Here is a 25,440-nt window from a genome sequence, read left to right as displayed (position 1 = left end):
AACTGCTGCTCTTCACATCCCGGTACCCTAGTCACCGTCGACGACCCGCGCAGACGCGAGTCGCCCGTCCCGGGGAGACTCGGCTGCCGAAGGGGAAACAGTGCTGACCGATGCGGTGAAGTCCGAGCTCACGCGCGAGACCCTGGCGCGCGTCGCGCCGGGCACCCCGCTGCGCGACGGCCTGGAACGGATCCTGCGTGGCGGCACCGGCGCCCTGATCGTGCTCGGGCACGACTCAGACGTGGAGAAGATCTGCGACGGCGGCTTCCACCTCGACGTCGAATTCGCCCCGACGCGGCTGCGCGAACTGGCGAAGATGGACGGGGCGGTGGTGCTGTCGACCGACGGCAAGCGCATCGTGCGCGCCAACGTCCAGCTCGTGCCGGATCCGTCGATCCCCACCGAGGAGTCGGGTACCCGGCACCGCAACGCCGAACGCACCGCGATCCAGACCGGCCATCCGGTGATCTCGGTCAGTGCCTCGATGTCGATCGTCAGCGTCTACGTCGACGGCGCCCGCCGCGTCGTGGAGAGCCCCGACCCCATCCTCTCGCGCGCGAACGTCGCCCTGGCGACCCTGGAGCGGTACAAGGCACGCCTCGACGAGGTCATCGCCGCGCTGTCGCGAGCCGAGATCGAGGACTACGTGCTGCTGCGCGACGCCATGTCGACCGCACAGCGCATGGAGATGGTGCGGCGCGTGTCGGTGGAGATCGAAGAGTACGTCCTCGAACTCGGCACCAACGGCCGGCAGGTGAGCCTGCAGCTCGAGGAGCTCATCAGCGACAACGACACGATGCGCGAACTCCTCGTCCGCGACTACTTCGCCAGCCCCGAACCGGCCACCGCCGAGGATGTACGCCAAGCCCTCGAGGTCATCGAGGGACTCAGCGACGCCGATCTGCTCGACCTCACCCAGCTCGCCGGCGCCTTCGGCTACCCGACGACCATCGAGGCCCAGGACAACGCCATGAGTCCGCGCGGCTACCGGCTGCTCGCCCGCATCTCACGGTTGCAGTTCGCGCACGTGGACCGGCTCGTTCGCAGCTTCGGCACCCTGCAGGCGCTGCTTGCCAGCACGTCGGCCGACCTGCAGGCCGTCGAGGGCATCGGGAGCATCTGGGCGAGGCACATCCGCGAGGGACTGTCCCGCCTCGCGGAGACGAGCATCGAGCGCTACGACTAGCTGTACTGACCCGCCAGGTTGGGTACGCGGTCGGCGGGTGAGTCGCCTCTGAGTGCGGTGTGGCTGCGTTCGGGATTGTAGATGCGCAGGAACTCGTCGAAGGCGGCCACGCGTTCGGTCTCGCTGTTGTAGGGGCGGGCGTAGGCCCATTCCTCTTGCAGTGTGCGGTTGAATCGTTCCACCTTGCCGTTGGTTTGCGGCCGGTACGGTCGTGTCCATTTGTGTTTGATCCCGTTGTCGGCCAATCGTTTCCGGAACATTCTGGACCGGTAACAGGACCCGTTGTCGGTCATCACCCGTGTGGTCGTGACGCCGATCGAGGCAAAGTGGGCCACGGCACGCGTCATGAACGCGGTCGCGGTTTCCTTCTTCTCATCAGCGAGGATCTCCGAATAGGCGTATCGGGAGTGATCGTCGACGGCGTGGTGCAGGTAGGCGTATCCCAGGTTGGGGCGGCCATGCACGGTGCGGGGCCGGGACGGATCGCGATGGGCACTGGAATTGCGGCCGCCTCGGGTGCGGCCGTGCACGCGGTGCCCGCCACCGTCGGGGATCCTGCCCAGCTTCTTGATGTCGACGTGGATCAAGTCCCCGGCAGCTTCGCGTTCATACCGGCGAACCTCACGTCGTCGTGCACGCACCGGTGCTCCGGTGGCCGGGTCGGTCCACGACAACCGCACACACTGGTACCGGGTGAGGATGCGGTGGATTGTGGACACGTTCAACCCCAGGTGGAACGCGATCCGAGCTGGTCTCCAACGGCGCGACACGCGTAACCCCACCACCCGGCGTTCCCGGCGACGGGTGGTGCGATGCGGGCATGAGCGGGGCCGGCTTGAGCGGTCAACCATCCCTGCGGGCCCGTGGTCGCGGTAGCGGTCGGCCCACCGTTCGGCGCGTGGTCACCGAGACATTGAAACGGTCCGCGGCACGCCGCAGCGGCCACCCATCCTCGACAACACACCGAGCCAGACGCAGCCGATAGCGCCCCTTGGGGTGGTGGACTTCGGACCGGCGTGAGCCACGCGTTGTGATCAACGAGTCGTGGTGAATGTTAGGCGATTTGGCGTGTTTCGTCGACTGTTTCGGTGGCTTGATGTTTGGCGGCGATGACTTTGCGAAGTTCGGCCATGCTGATGTCGGAGAGGTAGCGGCGGGTGACTTGCCACTCGTCGTGGGCCTCGATCACGACCGCGGTCGCCAACCGCAGGAACGCGGCGGGGTTGGGGAAGATCTCGACGACATCGGCACGGCGTTTGATCTCCTTGTTGAGCCGTTCGATGGGATTGTTGGACCAGATCTTCTGCCAGTGCGCGTGTGGGAACGCGGTGAACGCGAGCACGTCGGGTTTGGCATCGGCCATCATCGCCGCCACCTTCGGGAACGACGATTCCAGGGTGTCGGCGACCTGGTCCCACTGCGCGGCGACCTCGGCGGGCTCGGTGTGAGCGAAGATGGTCTTGACCGCCGCGGTCACCACGGGTGCCTGTTTTGCTGACACCGCACCGTGCAGGTTCCGCATGAAGTGAACCCGGCATCGCTGCCACGATGAGCCGGTGAACTGTTGGGCCACAGCGGCTTTCAATCCGGCGTGGGCATCGGAGATGACCAGATGCACCCCAGACAGACCCCGCGCTTTGAGGGAGGCGAGGAATTCACGCCAGAACTCGAAGGACTCCGAGTCGCCGACTGCGGTACCCAACACTTCACGGGTGCCGTCGATCGACACTCCCGTCGCCACGACCAACGCTTGCGACACCACGTGGGCACCGACGCGAACCTTGCAGAAAGTGGCATCGGCGAACACGTACGGGAACTCGGTGTGGGTCAGCGAGCGCTCGCGGAACGCGGCCACTTCCTGGTCGAGGCCGGCGCAGATGCGGGAGACTTCGGACTTGGAGATGCCCGAGGACACGCCGAGGGCGTTGACGAGGTCATCGACCGAGCGCGTGGACACGCCGTGGACGTAGGCCTCCATCACCACTGCGTGCAGTGCTTTGTCGATGCGTCTGCGTCGTTCGAGCAGGCTCGGGAAGAACGACCCGGATCGTAGCTTGGGGATCTTGACCTCGACATCACCCGAGGTCGTTGACACGGTCTTGGTGCGGTGGCCGTTACGGTGAGTCGAGCGTTCCGCGGAACGCTCATAGCGGCCGGCACCGATTTTCTCGCTGGCCTCGGCCTCGATCAGGGCTTGTAGGCCCGCTCGGATCAACTCGGCGAACACCGCGCCGGAATCAGCGGCCGTAAGTGCATCGAGCTGGGCGAGCAAGGCAGAATGATCGTGGGTCATCGCGTCGTGTGTCCTTCTGTTGAGTCACTGGGTAGGTAACTCACTGACCACTACGCGATGGCCCGCCTCAACAGGGGCACCGACACGCAACGTGACGGCCTCACCCCAGCCCCGAAACCCCACCACACCAGGGGACTCACCCACGCAGCCGGCCAGTCGGGGACAACGGTGAATTACGGTGAGACATGAAGACCTCCGGGTTGAGGAGCGGTTCTTAGACAGCTCCACACCTCACTCGGAGGTCTTCCCTATGTCACGCCGACTCGCCGAACCCCGTACCTAACGTCCCGGGTCAGTAAAACTAGCGGCCCGACGAGAACGAAACGATCAGGGCTCTTGCGCCGGGGCGACCACGTTGAAGGTGATCGGGAACGACTCGCGCTCCCCGATCTTGCCGATGGCCGAGTACGAACCGGCGGGCACCTGAGTCCGCGGGCGCTCACAGCCGGGGCTACTGGTGGTACCCGACCAGGTGATGGTGTCCTTGACCTGCTGTGCGGGCTTGAGAACCACGTTGTTCACCGTGTCCAGCGGTGAACAGTCCCGCGCCGACCACAGGGTGCGCGATCCGTCGAGAGTCCGGACGATGACGTTCTGGACCGACTTGCCCACGTCGCGGGTGCATTCGGACAGCCCGGCATTGGTGGTGACGATCGTGAAGACCGGTTGCTGACCGATCGTGTATGTCGGCTTGTCGGTGTAGAGGACCACCGAGATCGCCTGATCCGGACAGAGGTTGGGGCCCGCGGGACCTCCCGGTGCGCCGGCCGGACTCGCCGATTCCGGAGGTGAGGACGCCGATGCGGGCGCACCGCCCGGCGCTCCTCCACCCGCGGGAGCATTGCCGCCCGGAGCACCACCGGCACCGGCGTCGCCGGCGGCGGGCGGTTCGGACGACGGCGGTGCCGACTCCGAGGACGGAGCCGCACTGCTCGACGCGGACGAGGTGGCCGCAGTGTTCTGCGGAGCGTCTCCACCGGAGGTCATCCACACGATGAGGGCGACGACCAGCCCCACGATGACCAGCGCACCACCCCCGGCGACAACGCGTCGTCGCCAGTAGATCTCGGGTGGCAGCGGGCCCTGGGGTTCGATCACGCCCACAACGCTAACGGCCGGGTCTTGACTTCCGGTTGATCACGTGCGGCGTGTCGCGGCCGAAAAGCGGCCCCGAACAGGCAAAGTCTAGAGTTCGCCTTCAGGCTCGGGGCCGCTCGGAGGGTCAGGCGCTCTCGGGCACCGCTTCGGCCCGGGGATGCTCGCCGATGTCGCCGAAGACGCCCTGGAGGCTCACCCGGCCCTCGCTCAGCTTGTACGTCAAGCCGACGATCGCCAGGTTGCCGGTGCTGATGCGGTCGGCGATGATCCGGCTGCGCTGCATGAGCAGGCGTCCGGTCTCGACGACGTGACGGGCCTCGAACTCGTCGACCCGGGTCAGGCCCTCACTGCGTCCGGCCAGAATGCTCGGCGTGACGCGTTCGACGACGTCGCGGATGTAGCCGCCGGGGATCTGGAGGTCGTCGAGGGCGTCGAGGGTCGCCTTCACCGCGCCACAGCTGTCGTGGCCGAGGAGGACGATCAGCGGGACGTCGAGAATCTCGACGGCGTACTCGAGCGAGCCCATCACCGCCGAGTCGATGACGTGACCGGCGGTGCGGACCACGAACATGTCGCCGAGTCCCTGGTCGAAGATGATCTCGGCGGCCAGGCGGGAGTCCGCGCAGCCGAACAGCACCACGTGCGGGTACTGCCCGTCGGCGAGACGTGTTCGATCCTCGATACCCTGGCTCGGATGTTGAGATTCTCCGGCCACAAAACGGTCGTTTCCATCGCGCAGAATGCGCCAGGCCTCACGTGGTGTCTTTCCGATCATGCTCAATAGTGTGCCACCCGAGCGATTGATCGGTTGGTTCGATACCCACGAGCGCGACCTGCCGTGGCGGGATCCGGCCTGTACCGGGTGGCAGATCCTCGTCAGCGAGATCATGCTCCAGCAGACCCCGGTGTCCCGCGTCCTGGAGCCGTGGCGGGCCTGGGTCGAGCGATGGCCGGTGCCGTCGGCGATGGCCGCCGAATCCGCCGGCGAGGTTCTCCGTGCCTGGGGCAAACTCGGCTATCCCCGACGCGCGCTACGCCTCCACGAGTGCTCGAAGGTCCTCGCGAGCGATCACGACGACCGGGTGCCCGAGGACGTCGAGACGATGCTGACCCTCCCCGGAATCGGTGACTACACCGCACGGGCGGTCGCCTGCTTCGCCTACGGTCAGGCCGTTCCCGTCGTCGACACCAACGTCCGCCGGGTGATCGCGCGGGCGGTGCACGGTCGCGAGCAGCCGGGCAACCCGTCGCGCCGCGACCTCGACGACGCCGAGGTGCTCCTCCCCCGCTCCGCCGCCACCGGCTACGCAGCCAGCGCACCGCGGTTCTCGGCGGCACTCATGGAACTCGGCGCGCTGGTGTGCACGGCCCGGAACCCCAAGTGCGACAACTGTCCTCTGGTCGACTGCACCTGGGTCCGACTCGGCCGGCCCGCTCACACCGGCCCACCGCGGAAGACCCAGAAGTTCGCCGGCACCGACCGTCAGGTCCGTGGCCTGCTGCTGGATGTACTGCGCGGCACCACCGGTGCGGTGGAGCGGGCGAAGCTCGACGTGGTGTGGACGAGCGACACCGCACAGCGCGACCGCGCCCTCGACTCCCTCCTCTCGACGGTCTCGTCGAGATCACCGCCGACGGCCGTTACTGTCTGGCGGGCGAGTGCTGAGTCCGCCCGACCACCGGCGTCACCGCAGGTCGGGAAACACCGGGCGACGCCGAGAAGACAGCTCGCCCACGAGCGCCCATAATTCGTGCCAACATCGATGACCAGTCATTTGATCGTTCGGGCATAGTCTCCCGCTACACCCGAATCGTTGCTAATGTCCCGATCCATGAGTCAGCCGCCGTATCCTCCTGTCCCGCCGTCGGACCCGAACCAGCCGGGCCAGCCTCCGCAGTACGGTCAGCAGCCCCCGCCCCCGCCCCAGTACGGGCAGCAGCCCGGGTACGGGCAGCAACCGCCTCAGTACGGCCAGCAGCCCGAGTACGGCCAGCCGCAGTACGGCCAGGCACCGCCCCCGCCGCCCCCGGGCGTACCGCAGTACGGGGAAATGGGCGCCTACCCCGGTGGTCCGGGCGTCCCCGGCACCAAGGTCGATGTGGGCGAGGCGTTCTCCTGGGCCTTCAACAAGTTCAAGAACAACGTGGGCGCGATGATCCTGCCTGGTCTCGCGGTGTTCTTGCTCGGTGCTGCACTCATCGCGGTGGGATTCTCGGCGGTGGCACTCTTCGGCACCACCGAGAGGGTCGACTACGGCAACGGTTTCTACTACGAGGAAACGTCGCTGGGCTTCGGTGGTTCGGTCCTGCTCGCGCTCGTGTACGCCGTGTTCATCGTGGGCCTCCTCTACATCCAGGCGAGCATCATCTCGGGCGCGGTGCGCGTTGCCAACGGCGAACCGGTGACCGCGAAGTCGTTCCTGACCCCGATCCGATTCGGGCCGGTCGTCGGCACCGCGATCCTGGTCGGCATCATCACCGCGATCGGCTACGCACTGTGCATCATCCCCGGCATCATCGCGATGTTCTTCCTGATGTTCTCGGTGGTCGCGACCATCGACAAGAGCCTCTCGCCCATCAACGCGATGAAGACGTCGTTCGAGCTGACCAAGTCGAAGGTCGGCGACTCGATCATCACGTTGCTCGTCACCTACGCCATCAACCTCGTCGGCGTACTCGTCTGCTACGTCGGACTGATCGTCGCCGCCCCGGTCGCCCAGCTGTTCCTGGTGCACTGCTGGCGTCGACTCAACGGCGCACCGATTGCACCCGCCGATCCCGCCTGATCCTCATCCACCTCTCGGGGCGCGCACGAGCCATCGTGTGCGCCCCGACCCATATGGCGGGTCAGGTGTCGAGCCCCGACAGAAACGCCTCCACCGCACCGCGATACACGTGCGGCGCATCGTCGTGGACGAGGTGTCCGGCACCGTCGACGCGCAGATACTGCGCGTGCTCGTTGACCTCGCACATGCGACGCATCTGGCCGGGCGGTGTCACCGTGTACTCGGCTTCGATGACCAGCGACGGCACCGCGACCGCCTGCCACTGCGACCAGAAGTCGCGGACCCCCCACTCGTCGGCGATCGCGCGCCACAACGGGATCCGGCCGTGCAGCCGGCCGTCGTCGAAGGCCTCGTAGAAGTACCGGCCGGCAACCGGGCCGAACATCGCGACCGCCTCGTCGACGGAATCGAAACGCTCGGGCCACGACTCGAACCACGGCGTCCAGTTGGTGGTGGTCCGGCCACGGAAGTCGGGGGCCATGTCCTCGACCACGAGCGCCGTGACGAGCTCCGGGTACTCGGACGCCGCGCACCAGGCGTGGAGCGCCCCCATCGAGTGCCCGATGAGGACCGCCGGCCCGCGGTCGATCCAGGTGAGGATCTCGGCGAGGTCGGCTACGAACCGTTCGGTCGCGAGTTCTGTTGCGCTGCCAGGCTCTTCGACGTCGGCCCCGGTGTGGAAGGCGGCGTCGTAGGTGAACACCCGGCCGTAACGACGCAACCACGGCACCTGCCTCCGCCACGTGCGACCCCGCCCCATCAGCCCGTGCAACAGCACGATCGGCCGCGTCGGCGTATCGACGTCGAGCGAACCGCGTGCGTCCTCCGCGACCCTCGGCCCGCCGTGGTCGCGGAGCCCGATCTCGCCGATCGCCTGGATGTCGAGCATGGCCGAAACTGTAGCCGCCCGAACCACCCCTCGGAGCCGGGCAACACCGTCACGGCCGCAACCACAACGCCTATGGTGGACGCATGTCTGTTGTGAAGATCAATGCAATCACCGTTCCCGACGGCGCCGGGCCCGAGCTGGAGAAGCGGTTCGCCAACCGCGCCCATTCCGTCGACGGGTCCAAGGGCTTCCTCGGGTTCCAGCTGCTCCGTCCGGTCAAGGGTGACGACCGCTACTTCGTGGTGACGCAGTGGGAGTCCGAGGAGGATTTCCAGGCGTGGGCATCCGGCCCGGCCCGTGAGGCGCATGCCGGCGAGCGGGCCAAGCCCGTCGCCTCGGGTGCCGACCTGCTCGAGTTCGAGGTCGTCCTCGACGCGCGCCCCAAGGCCTGACGGAGTGGCCCTCTGAGCCCGTCCATTCCGGCCGGCGAGCGATTCGTCTCGCCGATCTTTCCGCTCGGCACCGCATTGCTGCCGGGCGGCGAGCTGCCGCTGCGAGTCTTCGAGCCGCGCTACCGGCAGATGCTGACCGACCACATCGAGGAGTCCGACGGGCGATCGACCGTACGTTTCGGCGTCGTGTTGATCGCCCGCGGCTCCGAGGTCGGCGGCGGCGAGGTGCGTCGCGGGGTCGGCACGATGGCGCGCGCCGACGTCACCGAACGGCACCCGGACGGCCGGGCCCTGCTGTCCGGCAGCGGCACCCATCGTTTCCGGGTCGTCGAATGGCTGCCCGACGATCCTTATCCGCTGGCACGTGTCGAGGTGCTACCCGAGCCCTCCCCCACCGACGCCGATCTCGAACGCCTGCATTCGATCGACCAGCGCCTCCGCGCGGTCATGCGCCAGACCTTCGAGGCCGCGGGCAAGGACGTCGACACGATCTTCGCCGCACTCGACATCATCGACGCCGATCCGCTCACGGCCGACCTCTCACCCGTGTACCGCTGGGCCAACCGGCTCCAGATCGAACCGCACGATCAGCAACGACTCCTCGAGGCCGTCGATCCGTCCGGACAGCTGGACGTCCTCGACGACGTCATGGAGGGCCTCGAGGCCCGCGCCGCGTTCGGACGGGGCTGATTCCGCGACGCCCCTGGCGCCAAAGTTAGAACGTGTTCTAGTATTGCGTGTGCCGTAGTTCACACTTGCCCGCGCGGCCTGAATCCGCTGCTGACCGGCAAGGCCCCGTCCTCCTGAGGAGCACACGCGTAATGACCGAGACCGTGGAGTCCCACACCGCACCACCCACCGGCGGCGGGGATCAGCCCCAGTTGCTCATCGGCGGCCGATGGGTCGACCCGCATTCCAGCGAGACCCTCGAGGTCTTCTCCCCCGCCACCGGCGAACGTGTCGGATCGGTGCCGAACGCCGACGCGACCGACGTCGACGCCGCCGTACGGGCGGCCCGCGCGGCCTTCGACTCCGGCGTCTGGAGTTCAACGCCCCCGGCACAGCGCGCCGACATCATCGCCAAGGTCGCCGACCTCATCGACGAGCGTGGGGACGAGATCACCGCCCTGGTGTCCGCCGAGATGGGTGCGCCGCCCAGCGCCATCAGCACCCTGCAGCAGCTGCCCGGCACCGGCGTCCTGCGCGCATATGCCAACGCCGCCCGCGACTACCAGTGGGAGGAATATCGGACCGGCCTGTTCGGCACCACACGCATCACCCGCGAGCCGGTGGGCGTCGTCGGCGCGATCTGCGCCTGGAACGTCCCGCTGTTCATCACCTGCAACAAGATGGGCGCGGCGCTCGCCGCCGGCTGTTCGGTGGTACTCAAGCCCGCCCCGGAGACGCCGCTCACCGGTAACTACGTGGCCCAGCTCTTCATCGAGGCCGGCGTGCCCGCCGACGCCATCTCGGTCGTCACCGGCGGCACCGAGACCGGCCAGGCACTCGTCGCACATCCCGACGTCGACAAGATCACCTTCACCGGGTCGACCGCCGCGGGCAAGGCCATCGGCGCCGCGTGCGCCGAGACCCTGAAGCGCTGCTCGCTGGAGCTGGGCGGCAAGTCCGCGGCCATCGTGCTCGACGACGTCGACATCGCCGCGAACGCCTTCATGCTCACCTTCCTCGGCCTGTTCAACACCGGCCAGGCCTGTGTGGCGCAGACCCGAATCCTGGTGCCGCGCAGCCGCCAGGACGAGATCGTGGCGGCGATGGTCGATGCGGCGAAGGCCATGAAGGTCGGCCTGCCCTCCGACCCGGAGGCCCAGCTCGGCCCGCTGATCACCGAGAAGCAGCGCCAGAAGGTCGAGGAGTACATCGAACTCGGCAAGAAGGCCGGTGCGACACCGGCTCTCGAGAGTGAACGTCCCGCCGGACTCGACTCGGGATACTTCCTCACCCCGACGATCTTCACGGGTGTCACCAACGACATGGCCATCGCCCAGGAAGAGATCTTCGGTCCCGTCCTGTCGGTGATCGCCTACGACGACGTCGACGAGGCCATCGCCATCGCCAACGACTCCAGCTACGGACTCGCCGGCACGGTGTGGACCGACGACGTCGAGCGCGGTATCGAGATCTCCACCAAGATCCGGACGGGAACCTTCGGGATCAATTGGTACGCAATCGATCCCGAGTCACCGTTCGGTGGTTACAAGAACTCCGGCATCGGCCGCGAGAACGGCCGCGAGGGCTTGGAGTCCTTCCTCGAGCACAAGTCGACGATGCTGCCGATGGGTTACGAGGTCGCGAGCAGCTAGACCCTCCCCTCTCACAGGAGATCCGGGGCCGGACGCCATGCGTCCGGCCCCGATTCCGTTGTGCCCGGGGCTGCACAGCCTCTGTCACCGCACCTGTGGATGGAGATCTGTTCTTGTCGGTGGGGTGTTCTACCTTGGTTGGTGACAGATTCGACCATCCAGGTTGGGCTGTAGACGTTGTGGGGGCAGCGTGTCAGACAAGTGGACCGATCTACCGGCCGAGTTTCTCGCCGGGGTCGATCCTGCCCATCCCGAATCGTCCGACACCGCAACCCATATGGAACGGATGCGGTCGATCCGCCACGGCGAAGCCTTCCTGGCCTGGTGTCGCTACCAGTCGATCGCCACCGTCTACGACCAACTCGTCCTCAACAGCCGCGGCGGGTTCTTCATCGACCGCTACACCGAGATGGTCACCCGAGTGTGCCGCGAAGACGCCATCACCCGCTACCAGGCCGATCAGTGGGTCGGCGAAGCACTCGCGCTGCGCGACCGGCTACCCAAAGTACTAACCACCCTGCGCGACGGCATCCTCTCACGCCAGTTGATCCAGACCGTCGTCTCCCGCACCGACCTCATCACCGACGACGACACCATCGCCGACCTCGACACCGAGATCGAACACATCCTGCGCAGCCGCAAGGGCGCGTGGACCACGGTGCGACTGCGCGACATGGTCGATCGCCTGGTCTTCCGTCACGACCCCGACGCGGTGCGGGAACGTCGCCGCGAAGCCTTGGACAAACGCGGCATGTGGACGGAGAACTTCGCCGACGGCACCGGCGAGATCACCGGCGTCATGGCCGCCGAAAACGTGCGCATCGCCGAGAAAGCAGTGAAAGCGTTGGCCGACACCGTCTGCGCCCAGGATGGTCGCACCCGGAACCAACGGAACTCTGATGCCATGTTCGCACTGTTGACCGGCACCGTCTTCGAGTGTCAGTGCCAGCGGGAGGACTGCGACGCCGACATCCCCGACCCGGCCGAGGTTGTCCGCTCGGTGAGCACCGAGATCGTCATCCACGCCGTCACCGACCCCGCCACCCTCGACGGTGCCCCCGGTATCGCCTGGGTCAACGGCCACGGCGTCATCTCCGACGAACACATTCGCGACCTCGCCAACCGGCCCGACGCCACCATCAAACCCATCACCCCAGTCCGTACCCCACCCATAGGTGTTGCCGCAGAACGACCCACGACAAACGCGTCAGACACTCCCGTCGAACCAAACCCGAGCAGTGCTCCGTCGACCGATGCCGTGATCGTCTACCCCGGTGCGCAATCCGCCGATCCGTACCGACCCACCACCGCCTGCGCCGACTTCGTGCGAGTCCGTGACGGCTACTGCACCGAACCCGGCTGCGCGTGTTCAGCCTTCGACAGCGACCTCGACCACGTCACCGAGTACGACCGCACCAACCCCACCCAGGGTGGTGCGACGTCGAGTGAGAACCTCAACGCCAAATGCCGGTTCGGGCACCTGCACAAAACCTTCGGCGACTGGATCGATGCCCAGTACCGCGACGACGACGGCCACCTGGTCACCGAATACCGCACCCCCGAAGGCTTCACCATCCTCGGTGACGCCGAAACCCTCGAAGACCTCTTCCCCAACCTGCGACGCATCCGCTACGAACAACCACCCCAGGCACCACCCACACCCCGAGTCATCACCGGGGACGACGCCCCCTCCACCGACAACCGGCTCGCGCGGAAACACGCACGCCGGCGGGCCGAACGCGCCCGCAACAAGAAACAACGCCTCACCGACCAGGCAGACCCGCCACCGTTCTGACTTCGGTCAGCGCGTGGAGACCGCCGGAGCCAACTCCACCACCTGCGCTCCACCGACATCCGCCGGAAGCTGGTGCGTCACGACCACCACGATGCGATCGGGACCGAAGAGATCGTCTTCGACACCGAGGAGCCGGCGGAGCAAGCCGGTGGCGTCGTCGGCCGAGAGGTGTTCGGTCGGTTCGTCGAGCAGGACCATCGGAGCCGGGTGGAGCAGCGCGCGAGCCAACAGCAGGCGCCGGCGCTCGCCGCCGCTGACAGCTTCCGCCCCGCCGGACAGTGTGGTGTCCAGACCGTCCGGAAGCCGCGCGACCCAACCGTCGAGGCCGACCGTCGTCAACGCGTCGAGAATCTCTTCGTCGGTGGCGTCACCCCGCGCAACCCGCAGGTTCTCGCGGACCGACGTCGAGAAGATGTGCGCCTCCTCCGCGAAATAGCAACCGGCCGAACGAAGCCCGACCGGCGAACGGCTCGACACGTCGACACAGGTGACGTTCCCGTCCACCGGGTTGAGCAGGCCCCCGATGGTGAGCAGCAACGTGGATTTCCCTACGCCGCTGGGTCCGACCACGGCCAGCCGCGACCCCGGTCGCAGATCGAGGTCGAGGCCGCCAGCGGGTCCGAGAACGTTCCGTTGCGCGCGCCCCCATCGCAATCCGTCGGCAGATACCTCGACCATCCCGCGGTGTACCGCCACGTCCGCGCCGGAGGGTTCGGACCCCGTCGGATCGGCATGGGCGCCGTCGACGAGCGCCATGACCCGCGCCGCGCTCTGGCGACTGCGTTCGATCTGGAGTCCGGCCTCGGTCAGCGGCGCGGTCGACTCGAAGGCCGACAGCGGCAGGAGGACCAGGACGCCGAGGATCATCGGGGTGAGCCCCTCCCCGGAGGCCACGTCCGCGAGCGAACCGGTTGTCTGCGAGGCCAACTGGATGGCGATCACACACGCCGCCACCAACGACGCTCCCATTGCGAGCGGGGTGGCCGCGGCGGCCGCCGCCTCCAGTCGTCGACCGCGGTCGGTGGCCGCGAGGTGCCGACGGTCGGCGTCCGCGGCGGTGGCGAGCAACGCACCGCGACGACGCGCGACGACGAGTTCTGATGCGTGCCACAGCGCCGTCGTCGTGGCCTCCGCCGACTCCGTGGCAGCGCGCGAGCCGTCCCGGAGCGCGGAGGCTGCACCGCGCGCCGCGAGCCACGGGGCGACACCGCCGCTGATGACGAGAGCGACCGCGAGCACCCCCGCGGCGGGCAGCGACACCAACGCCATCACGACGACCGCGGCCACCGCCGTCGTCACGCCCACACCGATGGGGATCAGACCGCGGATGAGGGCATTGCCGATCTCGTCGATGTCATCGCCGGTGCGGGTCAACAGATCTCCGCGCCGGAGCCTGACCGAGTAGGCCGGTGAACCGGTCGCGAGGGCGGTGTACACCCGTTCGCGGGCGGCCGTCATCGCGCGCAGGGCGAGGTCGTGGGTGGCGAGACGTTCGAGGTAGCGGAACAGACCACGAGAGATGCCCAGTGCGCGAACGGCGGTGATCGCGACCGACAGGTACAGCACCGGCGGCATCTGCCAGGCACGGGTGATCAGCCACGCCGACAGGGCCGCGAGACCGAGTGCCGAGAGCGAACCGCCGACGCCGAGCAGCAGGGCCTTGGTGACCGCACCCCGGCGCAGCCCGAGGAATCCCAGCGCCCGGATCAGTGGGTCGTCGCGCATGGCACACCTCCGTCGAATTCGACCACCTGGTCGGCGAACTCACGTGCGACGCCGCGATGGGCCACCACGACGACCGTGTCCCCGGCGCGCGCTCGCTCCCGGAGCGCGGTGAGCACCGCACGTTCGGAGTCCTCGTCGAGATGGGCGGTCGGCTCGTCGAGCAGCAGCAGCGGGGCCGGCGACGCCAGGACGCGGGTGAGGGCGAGACGCTGTCGCTGTCCGGCGGAGAGGCCGACGCCGCCCGCACCGAGCCGGGTGTCGAGCCGTTTCGGCAGTTCGAGCACCACGGAGTCGAAACCGCTTGCCACGGCCGCTCGTTCGGCGGCGTCGCGGTCCAGCACCCCGAAGAGTTCCACGTTCTCGCCGACCGTGCCCGGCACGACGACGGGCTGCTGAGGGAGCCACGCGATCTGTTCGTGCAGGGACTCGGGATCGGCGTGATCGACGGGGATGGACCCGATGAGTACCGAACCGTCGTCCGGTGCCAGCAGACCCATGATCGCGGCCAGCGTGGTCGATTTGCCCGACCCGTTCGGGCCGGTGAACAGGGTGAGCGAGCCGGGCTGGATCGTCGCCCGCAGGGACTCCGGAGCCCAGCCGTCGCGACCGTGCACCCCGAGGTCGAGGATCGTGATCGGCGCGCCCGCGACCGTGACGCCCCGGCCACCGGTGACCGGCATCGTCGCGGACCCCTTGGGCGAGTCGATCAGCTCCAAGACCTGACCCGCAGCGGTCAGACCGTCGGTGGAGTTGTGGAACTGTGCGCCGACGCGACGCAGTGGAAGATAGGCCTCCGGCGCCAGAATCAGTGCGAAAACACCTGCGTAGAGGGACATCTCGCCGAACACCAGACGCAGGCCGATGCCCACCGCGACCAAGGCCACGCACAGCGTCGCGAGCAGTTCGAGAACCGCGCCGGACAGGAAGGCCACCCGTAGCGAGCTCATCGTGGAACGCCGGTGCGACTCGCCGAGTTCGGCGACCTGGGCGGTCGGGGCCTCGGCGCGGTTCAACGCCCGCAGCGTGGGCAGACCCGCGATGAGATCGAGCAACTGCGCCGTCAGCCTGCTCATCGTCGCCAGCTTGCGGCTGGTGCGATCCCTGGTCATGAGGCCCACCAGGATCATGAAGATCGGGATGAGTGGCAAGGTGATCAGGATGATCAGCGCCGAGGGCCAGTCGGCGAAGGCGATCACCACGGTCACAGTGGGGGTGAGGATCACCGCGGTCACGAGCGCGGGCAGATAGCCGGAGAGGTACGGCCCGAGCGCGTCGAGTCCCCGCAACAACACGGTGGCCGCCTGCTCGCGCAGGGTCAGCAGCGTGCGCGGCGAGGTACGACGCGGATCGGTGAGCACGTCGAGTGCCTCGGCGCGCAGCTCCGCGATCGCCTGTTGGGCCGCGCGGTGCGCGTACCGGTCGTGCCCGTAGGCCATTCCGGCGCGCGCCGCCATGGCCGCGATCAGGACCGCCAGATGCGCCCATTGCGCATCGAACGACCGCAGATCCGGGAGGACGATCAGCTCCGACAGGATCGAGGCCGCCATCGCCGCCGCGACGATGATCGCGATGACCTCGGCGATTGCGAACACCGCCGTGACCAGGACGTAGCGCTGCGTGGTCGGCGAGTACCGCAGCAGGCGCGGATCGACGGGCGGCCGGGCCCGCCGCCGCGTGTCCGCCGACGGTTCCTGCGGCGTCACTCGCCGAAGGCGCGCAAAGATCGCAACCCCGACGGCTTGGGCATGATCTCCACGGACAGACGCTTGCGGAACACCCAGTAGGTCCAGGCCTGGTACGCGATCACGACAGGTGTGACCAGAGCCGCGGCCCAGGTCATGACGACGAGGGTGTAGTGACTCGAGGACGTGTTGTCGATGGTCAGGTCATATGCCGGGTTGAGCGTCGACGGCAGCACCTCGGGGTAGAGCGACCCGAACAGGGCCGCCACGGTGCCCACGATGGCGATCGAGGTGGCGGCAAACGCCAGGCCCTCCTTGCGCACCTGCGTGGCACCCACCATCACCAGGGCGGCGACCGCCGCGATCAGCACCGGAATCCAGGTCCACGCACTGCCGTAGGCGAACTGTGTCCACAGCAGGAACGCCCCCGCGACGACCAGCGTCGGGATCGACAACCGCGACGCGTAACGCATCGAATCCTCGCGGAGCGCGCCGTCGGTCTTCAACGACAGGAAGACGGCGCCGTGCGTCAGAAAGGCCAGCAGCGTGGTCAGGCCGCCCAGCAGGGCGTACGGGTTGAACAAATCGAGGAATCCACCCGTGTACTGCGCGTCGGCGTCGATCGGCAGACCGCGGACGACATTGGCGAAGGCGATGCCCCACACGATGGCCGGGATCCACGAGCCGAGTCCGATCCCGACGTCGCACCACATCCGCCATCTCGGGTTGTCGATCTTGCCGCGCCACTCGATGGCGCAGACGCGCGTGATGAGGCCGATCAGGATCAGGAACAACGCGAAATAGAAGGCGGAGAACATGGTGGCGTACCAACCGCCGAATGCGGCGAACAACGCTCCGCCGGCGGTGATCAGCCACACCTCGTTGCCGTCCCAGACGGGGCCGATCGTGTTGAGCAGCACCCGCCGACGGGTGTCGGGATCGGCGGCCGGTTCATCGGGCGCCACCCGTGCATCGCCGCCGGTGTGGCTGCGGCCCAGGAAGGGCATCAGCATGCCGACGCCGTAGTCGAACCCCTCGAGGACGAAGTAGCCCACGAACAGCATCGCGATGATCAGGAACCAGAACTCCGGAAGTCCCACTGGTCTCTCCTATGGTTACGTGGCCGTCAGTACGCGAACGAGAGCTGTTTGGGCTCATCGCTGTCGGCGTCTGGGTCGGAATATCCCGGCGGCCTGGAGTCGTAGGTCGCCGGCCCCTCGATGACGTATCGCCGCTGGAGCATGAACCACACGACACCCAGCGCGCCGTAGAGCAGGGTGAAGCCGATCAGCGTCACCCACACCGTCGCCGACGTGTGGTTCGAAACACCGTTCTGGACGAGCATGTTGATCCGCAGCGGGTCGAGGTCGTTCTCCCAGTTGGGTGCGACGACCCACGGCTGACGTCCCATCTCGGTGAAGATCCAGCCGGAACTGTTGGCCAAGAACGGTGTCGGGATCATCCACAGCGCGAGAGTGCCGAACTTGCGGGATTCCACGACTCGCTTGCGACGCGTGAGCCACAGCCCCCCGAGCGCCACCACGACCGACCCGAGAGCCCAGGTGATCATCGCCCGGAAACTCCAGTAGGTGACGAACAGGTTCGGGGCGAAGTTCTGTCCTGCGGGCACACCCGGTTGTCCTGCGAGCGCCTCGGTGTACTGCTGTTGCAGCTCCTCGACGCCCTGCAGGGTGCTGTCGAAACTGTGATCGGCCAGGAACGACAGCATCTTCGGAATCTCGATGACGTGTTCGATGTTGTCGCAGTTGTTCTGTCGTCCGATGGCCAGCACGGAGAACCCGGCACCGGTCTGGGTCTCGCACAGTGATTCCGCCGCAGCCATTTTCATCGGCTGCTGGTTGAACATGATCTGCGACTGGATGTCGCCGGTGATGAACAGACCGACGCCGGAGACCATCACGACCCAGAGAGCCAACCGGGTGACCGGCCGCCAGAAGCGGCGGGCGTCGAGTTCGAGATCCTCGGGCGTGGCGTCGATGTGACTCGGCGAGGTCGTCTTGGGCATCTCCGAGGTGTCACCGGTCTCGATGGCCTCACGGAGTTTCTTTGCGCGCCACATGTTCCGGGCCATCCACCAGCAACCGATGGCGGCGACGAAGGTGCCTGCGGTGAGGAAAGCACCGGCGATCACGTGCGGGAACGCCGCCAGCGTCGTGCTGTTCGTGATCACCGCCCAGAAGTCGTTCATCCTCGGCCGGTCCCGCGTCTCGTCCCACACGACGCCCACCGGGTGTTGCATGAACGAGTTCGCCGCGATGATGAAGTACGCCGAGGCGATGACTCCCGCCGAGGCCAGCCAGATGCACGCCAGGTGGACCCTACGCGGCAACCGGTCCCAGCCGAAAATCCAGAGTCCGATGAAGGTGGACTCGAGGAAGAACGCGACGAGCCCCTCCATCGCGAGCGGGGCGCCGAAGACGTCCGCGACGAATCGGCTGTACTCGCTCCAGTTCATGCCGAACTGGAACTCCTGCACGATGCCGGTCGCGACGCCCAACGCGAAGTTGATCAGGAAGAGTTTGCCGAAGAACTTCGTCGCGCGAAGCCACTGTTCGTTGCCGGTCACATGCCAAACCGTCTGCATCACCGCGATCATCGGCGCGAGGCCGATGGTCAGCGGCACCAGGATGAAGTGGTAGACGGTCGTGATACCGAATTGCCATCTGGAGACGTCCAGAGCGTCCATATCTGCCTCGAATCAGGTCACCGGCTCAGCCGGCAGGTGCCGAAGTCTCCTACTACTTCCGGTAGTAGGCACTGATCGCGACGTTACGCCTGGTCATCGGCCTCTTTCAAGCGCCAAAGGTCCCATCGTGCCGCCGCTCCTGGTGCATTCGCTCTCACCCGGGACCCGGTGTGACCCGGGCCCGGGATCAGATATGAGTGACCGGGATCAATTGTCTTCCACGGCAATGGCGCGGTCCACCAAACCGGAGAATCTGTCGGCGTCGGTCGGCACCGGCATCACGTACCGGTTGAGGTGAGTGACCCGGGCCGCGAGGGTCACACTGCTGACGAGCCAGACCGAGTCGGCCGCCACGAGATCCTCCGGGCGCAGGATCTCGATCTTCGTCTTCCAGCCCTCCGCGTCCGCGAGGTCGAAGACCGCGCGAGCGGTCGTCGAGGCGAGGATGCCGATCTCCGTCGGCGGGGTCACCAGCGTGTCCCCGTACACCGCCACCACGGTCGACCGCGGGCCCTCGAGAACCGCTCCCTCGCTGCTGACGAAGATGACGTCGTCGTAACCCTCGGAGGCCGCGTGACGCAGGGCGGCCATGTTGGTGGCATAGCTCAGGGTCTTCGCACCGAGCAGCTGCCACGGCGCCTTGGCGGCCAGGTCGATGGAGAAGCCACGCTCGAGGGTGATCACCGAGACACCGTCGGCCCGTGCGGAAGCGACACGTTCGGGCACCGCTTCCACGGTCAGATAGGCCGTCGGGGCATATCCGTGTTCACGCCCGCGGGTGTAGACCAGCCGCACCAGGGCCTCGTCCGACGTCCCGTGCTCCTCGCTCCACAGCTCGGCCGCCCTGTCGATGGCGCCGCGCCATTGGTCGAGATCGGGCGCCGGTAGCTCCATCGCCGTCGCGCTGCGGGCGAGACGTTCGAGGTGCAGGCGGACACCACGCGGCCGGCCGGCGCGGATGAGCAGGGTCTCGAAGACGCCGTCGCCGCGGACCACGGCGAGGTCGTCGGCATGGAGAAAAGGTGCTTCGGCATCGTGTTGGGTGCCGTCGAGAGTGAGCAGGATCGAATCCGACATGGGTATGAGGCTCCCACGAGGGCCCGCACCCTGCTCCACACACCTGGCGCCCAGCAGACCCGTAGAATCGACCCGTGAGCCGTTCACCCATCCTGACCAGGCATTCCGAGGGCGGGGCGGTCCCCGGCCCCGGCGAGTTCCACTCGTCGGAGACCCCGTGGCACTTCGGTGATCCACTCGGCGAGCAGCGAACCGCCGCCACCGGGGTGATCATCGTCGACCGCTCCGACCGTTCGGTCATCGAGATCCCGGGCGACGAACGCCTGAGCTGGTTGCACACCATCTCGAGCCAGCACATCGCCAAACTCCCCGACCGCCGGAGCGCGGAGAACCTCTCCCTCGACGCGAACGGCCGCGTGGAGGAGCACTTCGTCCTGACCGACATCGACGGCGTCACCTGGATCGACACCGAGGGCGCACGGGGCGAGGCGCTGATCACCTTCCTCACCAAGATGGTGTTCTGGGCCAAAGCCGAGCCGGCCACACGGACCGACATGAAGGTCCTCACCCTCGTCGGTCCCGGCGCGGTGACCGGCCCGGTCGCCGAGCTCCTCGAGATCGACGCCGACGCTGAGGTCTACCAGGCGGGCAGCCTGCCCGAGACGCATCACGAGGACGAGCCGCTGGGTTTCTGGCGACGCATGCCGCCGCTCGGCGAGCACCGCGATCTGCCCGTGGTCGACCTCGTCGTGCCCGAATTCGTCCTGCTCCGCTGGTGGGACGCGCTGACCGAGGCGGGCGCCCGGATGGCCGGCAGCTGGGCATACGACGCGCTGCGCGTCGCCGCCCGTCGCCCCCGCCTCGGCGCCGACACCGACGAACGGACGATCCCGCACGAGGTCGACTGGATCGGCGGCCCGGCCGAACAGGGCGCCGTCCACCTCGACAAGGGGTGCTACCGCGGCCAGGAGACGGTCGCCCGTGTCCACAATCTCGGCAAGTCCCCGCGACGCCTGGTGCTGCTGCACCTCGACGGCAGCTCGGATCGGCGCCCGACGACCGGCGACCCGGTCACCGCGGGCGGCCGGACCGTCGGACGTCTGGGCACCGTCATCGACCATTACGAGTGGGGTCCCATCGCGCTCGCGCTCGTCAAGCGCAACGTCGGCGCCGACACCGAGCTCATGATCGGGGCCGAGGAACCGGTCAGTGCGCGTATCGACCCCGACTCCATCCGAGAGGACGAACACGTGCAGGCCGGCCGCGCCGCCGTCGAGCGGTTGCGCAGCGGCGCCACCGGCCCCGGCCTCTGAGGCGCGTGGGCACCGGTACCGTTCTGGCCGTCTGCGCGGCCGGCCAGGACGTCGTCCTCGACGGCATCGGCCCGTCCGCCATCGACAAGCGTCCGCTGACCGGCCGCGCCGAAGTGCACGAGTTGGGGCTCGCCGCCGACCACCAGCGCAACCGCAAGTACCACGGTGGCGTCGACCAGGCGGTCTACGCATACGCCGAACGCGACGCACGACGCTGGGCCGGCGAACTCGGACGTGACCTTGCTTACGGCTGGTTCGGCGAGAACCTCCGCATCGATGGGATCGTCACCGACGCCTTCGTCGGCGAGCGGTGGCAGGTGGGTGAGGACGGTCTCGTCCTCGAGACCACCATTCCGCGCGTCCCGTGCCGCACCTTCGCGGTCTGGGCGGGCGAGCCCAGGTGGGTAAAGCGGTTCATGGAACAGGCCGATTTCGGCGCCTACCTGCGGGTTCTGCAGCCGGGAACGGTGGCGGCCGGCGATTCCGTGACCGTCATCCACCGTCCGGACCACGGCGTGCGTGTCCGGCATCTCCTCGCCGACGGCGATCCCGAGGCGATCCGCGGGCTCCTCGAGCACGACGATCTGCCCGCCAAGGTGCGACGTGAGGCACTACGCGTCGTGACCAGGACGGACACACGCCGCGGCGTGGCGAGGCAGGGCGAGGCACACAAATCCTAGAGGCGCGCTAGACTGGTCAGCACGACAGAATTTCTTCAAGAGAACGGGGCCGCCAAATCGTTGGCCGCCCCGTCATTTTGCGAGGGGGTCCCGAATGGGCCGCGGCCGGGCAAAGGCAAAGCAGACGAAGGTTGCTCGTCAGCTGAAGTACTCCACTCCGAACACCGATCTCGAAAGCCTGCAGCGCGAGCTGTCCGGGCAGACCAGCTCGGTAGATCGTCCGGATCCGGTGGATGAGTGGGTGGACGAGGACGAGTGGCGACGCGCCTGAGGCGCGCCACTCGTGGATGCCGTCCTCATCAGCGGCACCCGACCCCACCCCACGCACGACCTCTCCGCTCAGCGGACCCGCGGTAACGCGGGTTGATGATTTCGTACGTATCAGACGGCCGCATGTGAAGTGCGGCCGTCTGGTGCGTGCGGGGTCGTTCTGGAGCCAGACAGCGGTGCTCGTCGCGGTGACAACCGACGATGCGCATCGCTGCTGTGTGCTGCCCTCGGCGTGGGGGTGATGCGCGCCGACGAACCCACGACAAACCAGAAGCGGCGGGAACCGGAAGGTCCCGCCGCTTTGGCGTTGTCGTGCGAGAGATGTTGCGAGTCCGCGACTCTCAGAAGCGCGGGTGCTCGCCGACCAGCGAGACGCGCGCGCCGGCCTCGGTGTTCTTGGGTTCGTTGGAACGCTTGATCGTGCCCAGCACCCAGTTGTCGACGTGCCGCGCCGTCAGAACCGCCTGTGCGCGGTCGGTGTCCTCCGGGGCGACGACCGCGACCATGCCGACACCCATGTTGAAGGTGCGCTCCATCTCGAGCTGCTCGACGCGTCCGCGTTGCGCGATGAGGGCGAAGATCGGGGCGGGGGTCCACGTGTTGCGCTCCAACTCGGCCACGAGGCCCTGAGGGATGACGCGCGCCAGGTTCTCCGCGAGTCCGCCGCCGGTGATGTGCGCGAAGGTGCGCACGTCGGCCTCGGCGATCAGCGCCAGGCAGTCGCGGGCGTAGATCCGGGTCGGCTCGAGCAGTTCCTCGCCGAGCGAGCGACCGAATTCCTCGACGTGGCCGAACAGATCCATGTGGCCCCACTCGAGCAACACCTTGCGGGCGAGGGAGTATCCGTTGGAATGCAGGCCCGACGACCCCATGGCGATGACGACGTCGCCGGCCCGGACGCTGTCCGGCGTGAGGACCTTGTCGGCTTCCACGACACCGACCGCAGTGGCCGAGAGGTCGTAGTGGTTGTCCTGCATGAGCCCGGGATGCTCGGCCGTCTCGCCGCCGAGCAGCGCGCACCCCGCCTCCACGCAGCCGTCGGCGATGCCGGCGACGATCTCCGCGACGGTCTCCGGGACGACCTTGCCCACGGCGATGTAATCCTGGAGGAACAGCGGTTCGGCACCGCAGACGACGAGGTCGTCGACGCACATGGCGACGAGGTCACGTCCGACGGTGTCGTGCTTGTCGATGGCCTGCGCGACCGCGAGTTTGGTGCCCACCCCGTCGCTGGCGGCGGCGAGGACCGGTTCGTGATAGTTGCCCTTCAGCGCGAACAGGCCGGAGAATCCGCCGAGTCCGCCGAGGACCTCGGGGCGCGAAGCCCGCTTGGCGTGCGGTGTGATGAGCTCAACAGCCCGCTCACCGGCGTCGATGTCGACTCCGGCCGCCGCGTACGAGGCCTGCGGAGTACCGCCGGTCTTCTCGTCGGCAGCCGCATCCCGCTCCGTCATCTCCGCAAGCACCCCTTGGTCAAAAGTCGTTCTCGGCGTGTTCGCCGACGATCACACGGTACCGGAGTGCCCGGCCCCCGAATTCAGGGACGCATCACTGCGCTGACGTTGTCGTTGGGCTTGGTCAACGGGTCGACCGTCCCGTCGTGGGCAGCGGAGGCAAGCATCTGCTCGAGGACCGCCTTGCCCATGGAGGTCTCCTCGGGCAGTTCGATCGGGTAGTTGCCGTCGAAGCAGGCCGCGCAGAGCGACGAGGCGGGCTGCTCGGTCGCGCCGATCATCTCATCGATGCTGATGTAGCCGAGCGAGTCGGCGCCGATGGCCTGGCGCACTCCCTCGACCATGCCCTCCTCGGACTCCATGCCGTTGGCGATGAGTTCGGCCGGAGAGGCGAAGTCGATGCCGTAGAAGCACGGCCAGCGCACCGGGCTGGAGGCGATCCGCACGTGCACCTCGGCGGCACCGGCCTCGCGCAGCATCCGGATGAGGGCGCGCTGGGTGTTGCCGCGCACGATCGAGTCGTCGACGACGACGAGGCGTTTGCCGCGGATGACCTCACGCAGCGGATTGAGCTTGAGGCGGATGCCGAGCTGACGGATGGTCTGCGACGGCTGGATGAAGGTGCGGCCCACGTAGGCGTTCTTCATCAGGCCCTGCCCGTAGGGGATGCCGGAGCCCTGGGCGAAGCCGACGGCCGCGGGCACACCCGACTCCGGCACCGGGATGACCAGGTCGCCCTCGGCGGGATGTTCCTTCGCCAGCCGGCGGCCGATCTCCACGCGGGTGGAGTGCACCGAACGCCCGTGGATGTTCGAGTCCGGGCGGGCCAGGTAGACGTACTCGAAGACGCAGCCGCGGGGTGTCGGCTCGGCGAAGCGCTTGGTCCGGACACCGTCGGCGTCGATGGCCAGCAGCTCACCGGGCTCGATGTCGCGGACGAACGAGGCGCCGACGATGTCGAGGGCGGCGGTCTCCGAGGCGACCACCCAGCCCCGGTCGAGGCGGCCCAGCGAGAGCGGCCGCACGCCGTGCGGGTCGCGCGCCGCGTAGAGGGTGTGCTCGTCCATGAAGGTCAGGCAGAACGCGCCCTTGAGGGTGGGCAGCAGTTCCATCGCGGCCTGCTCGATCGAGCTGTCGGCGGCACCGTGCGCCAGGAGGGCGCCCACGACGTCGGAGTCCGATGTCGCCGCAGAGCTCTTGATGCCCTTCTCCCGGGCGCGGGCGGCCAGGTCGGCGGTGTTGACGAGGTTTCCGTTGTGCCCCAGCGCGACGCCGGTCCCGGCATCGGTGGTGCGGAAGATCGGCTGCGAGTTCTCCCAGGTGGTGGAGCCCGTGGTGGAGTACCGACAGTGCCCGATGGCGACGTGGCCGCTCATCGCACCGAGTGTCTGTTCGTCGAACACCTGGCTGACGAGTCCCAGGTCTTTGAAGACGACGACCTGGCTGCCGTCGCCGACCGCGATACCCGCGGCTTCCTGTCCGCGATGCTGCAGCGCGTAGAGGCCGTAGTAGGTGAGTTTGGCGACATCCTCGCCGGGCGCCCAGACACCGAAGACGCCGCATTCCTCGCGTGGCTCGTTCTCGGGCTGGTCCGACGGAGCCGGGCCGGGCGCGCAGGCACCGGTCGCAGCGCATCCGCCCGCCGGGGTGGGAGCGAGCAGGTTCACGTTGGCGATCGGATGATCAGTCATCGACTAGCTCCCCTGGGCTGCGAATCGGACTACACGTCAATGGGTTGGGAGACAACTGGGAGTTTACGTGCCGGTTGCCTCGCAGTGCGAATCTTGCAGCGGTGTGGGACGGGGCGTAATTCCACGTCGGGCTCCGGGAGT

20 protein-coding genes and 2 pseudogenes are annotated in these 25,440 nt (G+C 67.7%); 10 read left to right on the top strand and 12 right to left on the bottom strand.

Annotated features, from left to right (window positions below; all coding sequences use genetic code 11):
* Window positions 1-100: 100 nt before the first annotated feature.
* Window positions 101-1,186, top strand: coding sequence for a DNA integrity scanning diadenylate cyclase DisA (disA, locus tag GAA2_RS03835; protein ID WP_006435676.1), 1,086 nt, complete (start codon window positions 101-103; stop codon window positions 1,184-1,186).
* Here the strand turns inward: disA and GAA2_RS03830 are convergent.
* From GAA2_RS03830 to GAA2_RS03815, 4 genes and pseudogenes are all read right to left on the bottom strand, one after another.
* Window positions 1,183-2,221, bottom strand: a pseudogene (locus GAA2_RS03830) (IS481 family transposase). The gene disA and the pseudogene GAA2_RS03830 overlap by 4 nt on opposite strands.
* A 19-nt stretch (window positions 2,222-2,240) precedes the next feature.
* Complete coding sequence (locus tag GAA2_RS03825) at window positions 2,241-3,479, bottom strand: IS256 family transposase (RefSeq protein ID WP_159405424.1); 1,239 nt, start codon at window positions 3,477-3,479, stop codon at window positions 2,241-2,243.
* Window positions 3,480-3,806: 327 nt separating this feature from the next.
* Window positions 3,807-4,577, bottom strand: coding sequence for a hypothetical protein (locus tag GAA2_RS03820; RefSeq protein WP_006435677.1), 771 nt, complete (start codon window positions 4,575-4,577; stop codon window positions 3,807-3,809).
* A gap of 124 nt (window positions 4,578-4,701) precedes the next feature.
* Window positions 4,702-5,352 (bottom strand): carbonic anhydrase, encoded by a 651-nt coding sequence (locus GAA2_RS03815; protein WP_006435678.1) that lies wholly within the window; start codon window positions 5,350-5,352, stop codon window positions 4,702-4,704.
* Between GAA2_RS03815 and GAA2_RS03810 the strand changes: the two are divergent.
* Together GAA2_RS03810 and GAA2_RS03805 are read left to right on the top strand one after the other, a co-directional pair.
* Window positions 5,351-6,243: pseudogene (locus tag GAA2_RS03810) on the top strand (A/G-specific adenine glycosylase). The gene GAA2_RS03815 and the pseudogene GAA2_RS03810 sit on opposite strands and share 2 nt — an antisense overlap.
* A gap of 166 nt (window positions 6,244-6,409) precedes the next feature.
* Window positions 6,410-7,363 (top strand): hypothetical protein, encoded by a 954-nt coding sequence (locus GAA2_RS03805; RefSeq protein ID WP_006435680.1) that lies wholly within the window; start codon window positions 6,410-6,412, stop codon window positions 7,361-7,363.
* Between the two features lie 61 nt (window positions 7,364-7,424).
* Here the strand turns inward: GAA2_RS03805 and GAA2_RS03800 are convergent, their stop codons facing one another.
* Complete coding sequence (locus GAA2_RS03800; RefSeq protein ID WP_006435681.1) at window positions 7,425-8,252, bottom strand: alpha/beta fold hydrolase; 828 nt, start codon at window positions 8,250-8,252, stop codon at window positions 7,425-7,427.
* A gap of 83 nt (window positions 8,253-8,335) precedes the next feature.
* On the opposite strand from GAA2_RS03800, the gene GAA2_RS03795 reads away from it, so the two are divergent.
* The 4 genes from GAA2_RS03795 to GAA2_RS03780 all read left to right on the top strand — a co-directional run bounded on the left by GAA2_RS03795 (window position 8,336) and on the right by GAA2_RS03780 (window position 12,760).
* On the top strand, window positions 8,336-8,644 hold the full coding sequence (locus GAA2_RS03795; RefSeq protein WP_006435682.1) for an antibiotic biosynthesis monooxygenase family protein: 309 nt from the start codon (window positions 8,336-8,338) through the stop codon (window positions 8,642-8,644).
* Between the two features lie 54 nt (window positions 8,645-8,698).
* Complete coding sequence (locus GAA2_RS03790; protein ID WP_040004634.1) at window positions 8,699-9,334, top strand: LON peptidase substrate-binding domain-containing protein; 636 nt, start codon at window positions 8,699-8,701, stop codon at window positions 9,332-9,334.
* A gap of 131 nt (window positions 9,335-9,465) precedes the next feature.
* Complete coding sequence (locus tag GAA2_RS03785) at window positions 9,466-10,965, top strand: aldehyde dehydrogenase (RefSeq protein WP_006435686.1); 1,500 nt, start codon at window positions 9,466-9,468, stop codon at window positions 10,963-10,965.
* A 190-nt stretch (window positions 10,966-11,155) separates the two neighbouring features.
* Window positions 11,156-12,760, top strand: coding sequence for an HNH endonuclease signature motif containing protein (locus tag GAA2_RS03780; RefSeq protein WP_006435688.1), 1,605 nt, complete (start codon window positions 11,156-11,158; stop codon window positions 12,758-12,760).
* Window positions 12,761-12,766: 6 nt separating this feature from the next.
* Here GAA2_RS03780 and cydC read toward each other — a convergent pair whose 3' ends face one another.
* From cydC to GAA2_RS03755, 5 genes are all read right to left on the bottom strand, one after another.
* A complete protein-coding gene (cydC, locus tag GAA2_RS03775) occupies window positions 12,767-14,485 on the bottom strand; it encodes a thiol reductant ABC exporter subunit CydC (RefSeq protein ID WP_191834739.1) in 1,719 nt (572 codons plus the stop codon).
* Window positions 14,467-16,188, bottom strand: a complete 1,722-nt coding sequence (gene cydD, locus GAA2_RS03770) for a thiol reductant ABC exporter subunit CydD (protein WP_096273144.1) — start codon at window positions 16,186-16,188, stop codon at window positions 14,467-14,469. The genes cydC and cydD overlap by 19 nt, the downstream gene beginning before the upstream one ends.
* On the bottom strand, window positions 16,185-17,267 hold the full coding sequence (gene cydB / locus GAA2_RS03765; RefSeq protein ID WP_006435691.1) for a cytochrome d ubiquinol oxidase subunit II: 1,083 nt from the start codon (window positions 17,265-17,267) through the stop codon (window positions 16,185-16,187). Before cydB ends, cydD begins: the two co-directional genes overlap by 4 nt.
* A 26-nt stretch (window positions 17,268-17,293) precedes the next feature.
* Window positions 17,294-18,874, bottom strand: coding sequence for a cytochrome ubiquinol oxidase subunit I (locus tag GAA2_RS03760; RefSeq protein WP_006435692.1), 1,581 nt, complete (start codon window positions 18,872-18,874; stop codon window positions 17,294-17,296).
* Between the two features lie 207 nt (window positions 18,875-19,081).
* Complete coding sequence (locus tag GAA2_RS03755) at window positions 19,082-19,951, bottom strand: aminodeoxychorismate lyase (protein ID WP_006435693.1); 870 nt, start codon at window positions 19,949-19,951, stop codon at window positions 19,082-19,084.
* A 74-nt stretch (window positions 19,952-20,025) separates the two neighbouring features.
* Between GAA2_RS03755 and GAA2_RS03750 the strand changes: the two genes are divergently transcribed.
* From GAA2_RS03750 to GAA2_RS03740, 3 genes are all read left to right on the top strand, one after another.
* Window positions 20,026-21,204, top strand: coding sequence for a YgfZ/GcvT domain-containing protein (locus GAA2_RS03750; protein WP_006435694.1), 1,179 nt, complete (start codon window positions 20,026-20,028; stop codon window positions 21,202-21,204).
* Between the two features lie 5 nt (window positions 21,205-21,209).
* Complete coding sequence (locus GAA2_RS03745) at window positions 21,210-21,884, top strand: MOSC domain-containing protein (protein ID WP_096273140.1); 675 nt, start codon at window positions 21,210-21,212, stop codon at window positions 21,882-21,884.
* A 94-nt stretch (window positions 21,885-21,978) separates the two neighbouring features.
* The gene (locus GAA2_RS03740; protein ID WP_006435696.1) at window positions 21,979-22,155 is read left to right on the top strand and encodes a DUF3073 domain-containing protein; all 177 of its coding nucleotides are present in this window, start codon (window positions 21,979-21,981) and stop codon (window positions 22,153-22,155) included.
* Window positions 22,156-22,495: 340 nt separating this feature from the next.
* Here the strand turns inward: GAA2_RS03740 and purM are convergent, their stop codons facing one another.
* Window positions 22,496-23,608 (bottom strand): phosphoribosylformylglycinamidine cyclo-ligase, encoded by a 1,113-nt coding sequence (gene purM / locus GAA2_RS03735; RefSeq protein ID WP_040004635.1) that lies wholly within the window; start codon window positions 23,606-23,608, stop codon window positions 22,496-22,498.
* A gap of 83 nt (window positions 23,609-23,691) precedes the next feature.
* A complete protein-coding gene (gene purF / locus GAA2_RS03730; protein ID WP_096273138.1) occupies window positions 23,692-25,299 on the bottom strand; it encodes an amidophosphoribosyltransferase in 1,608 nt (535 codons plus the stop codon).
* Window positions 25,300-25,440: the final 141 nt, after the last annotated feature.

Source organism: Gordonia ajococcus, from assembly GCF_012974285.1.
Taxonomy (GTDB): Bacteria; Actinomycetota; Actinomycetes; order Mycobacteriales; family Mycobacteriaceae; genus Gordonia; species Gordonia amicalis.
This window is presented reverse-complemented; position numbering and strand designations above follow the sequence as displayed.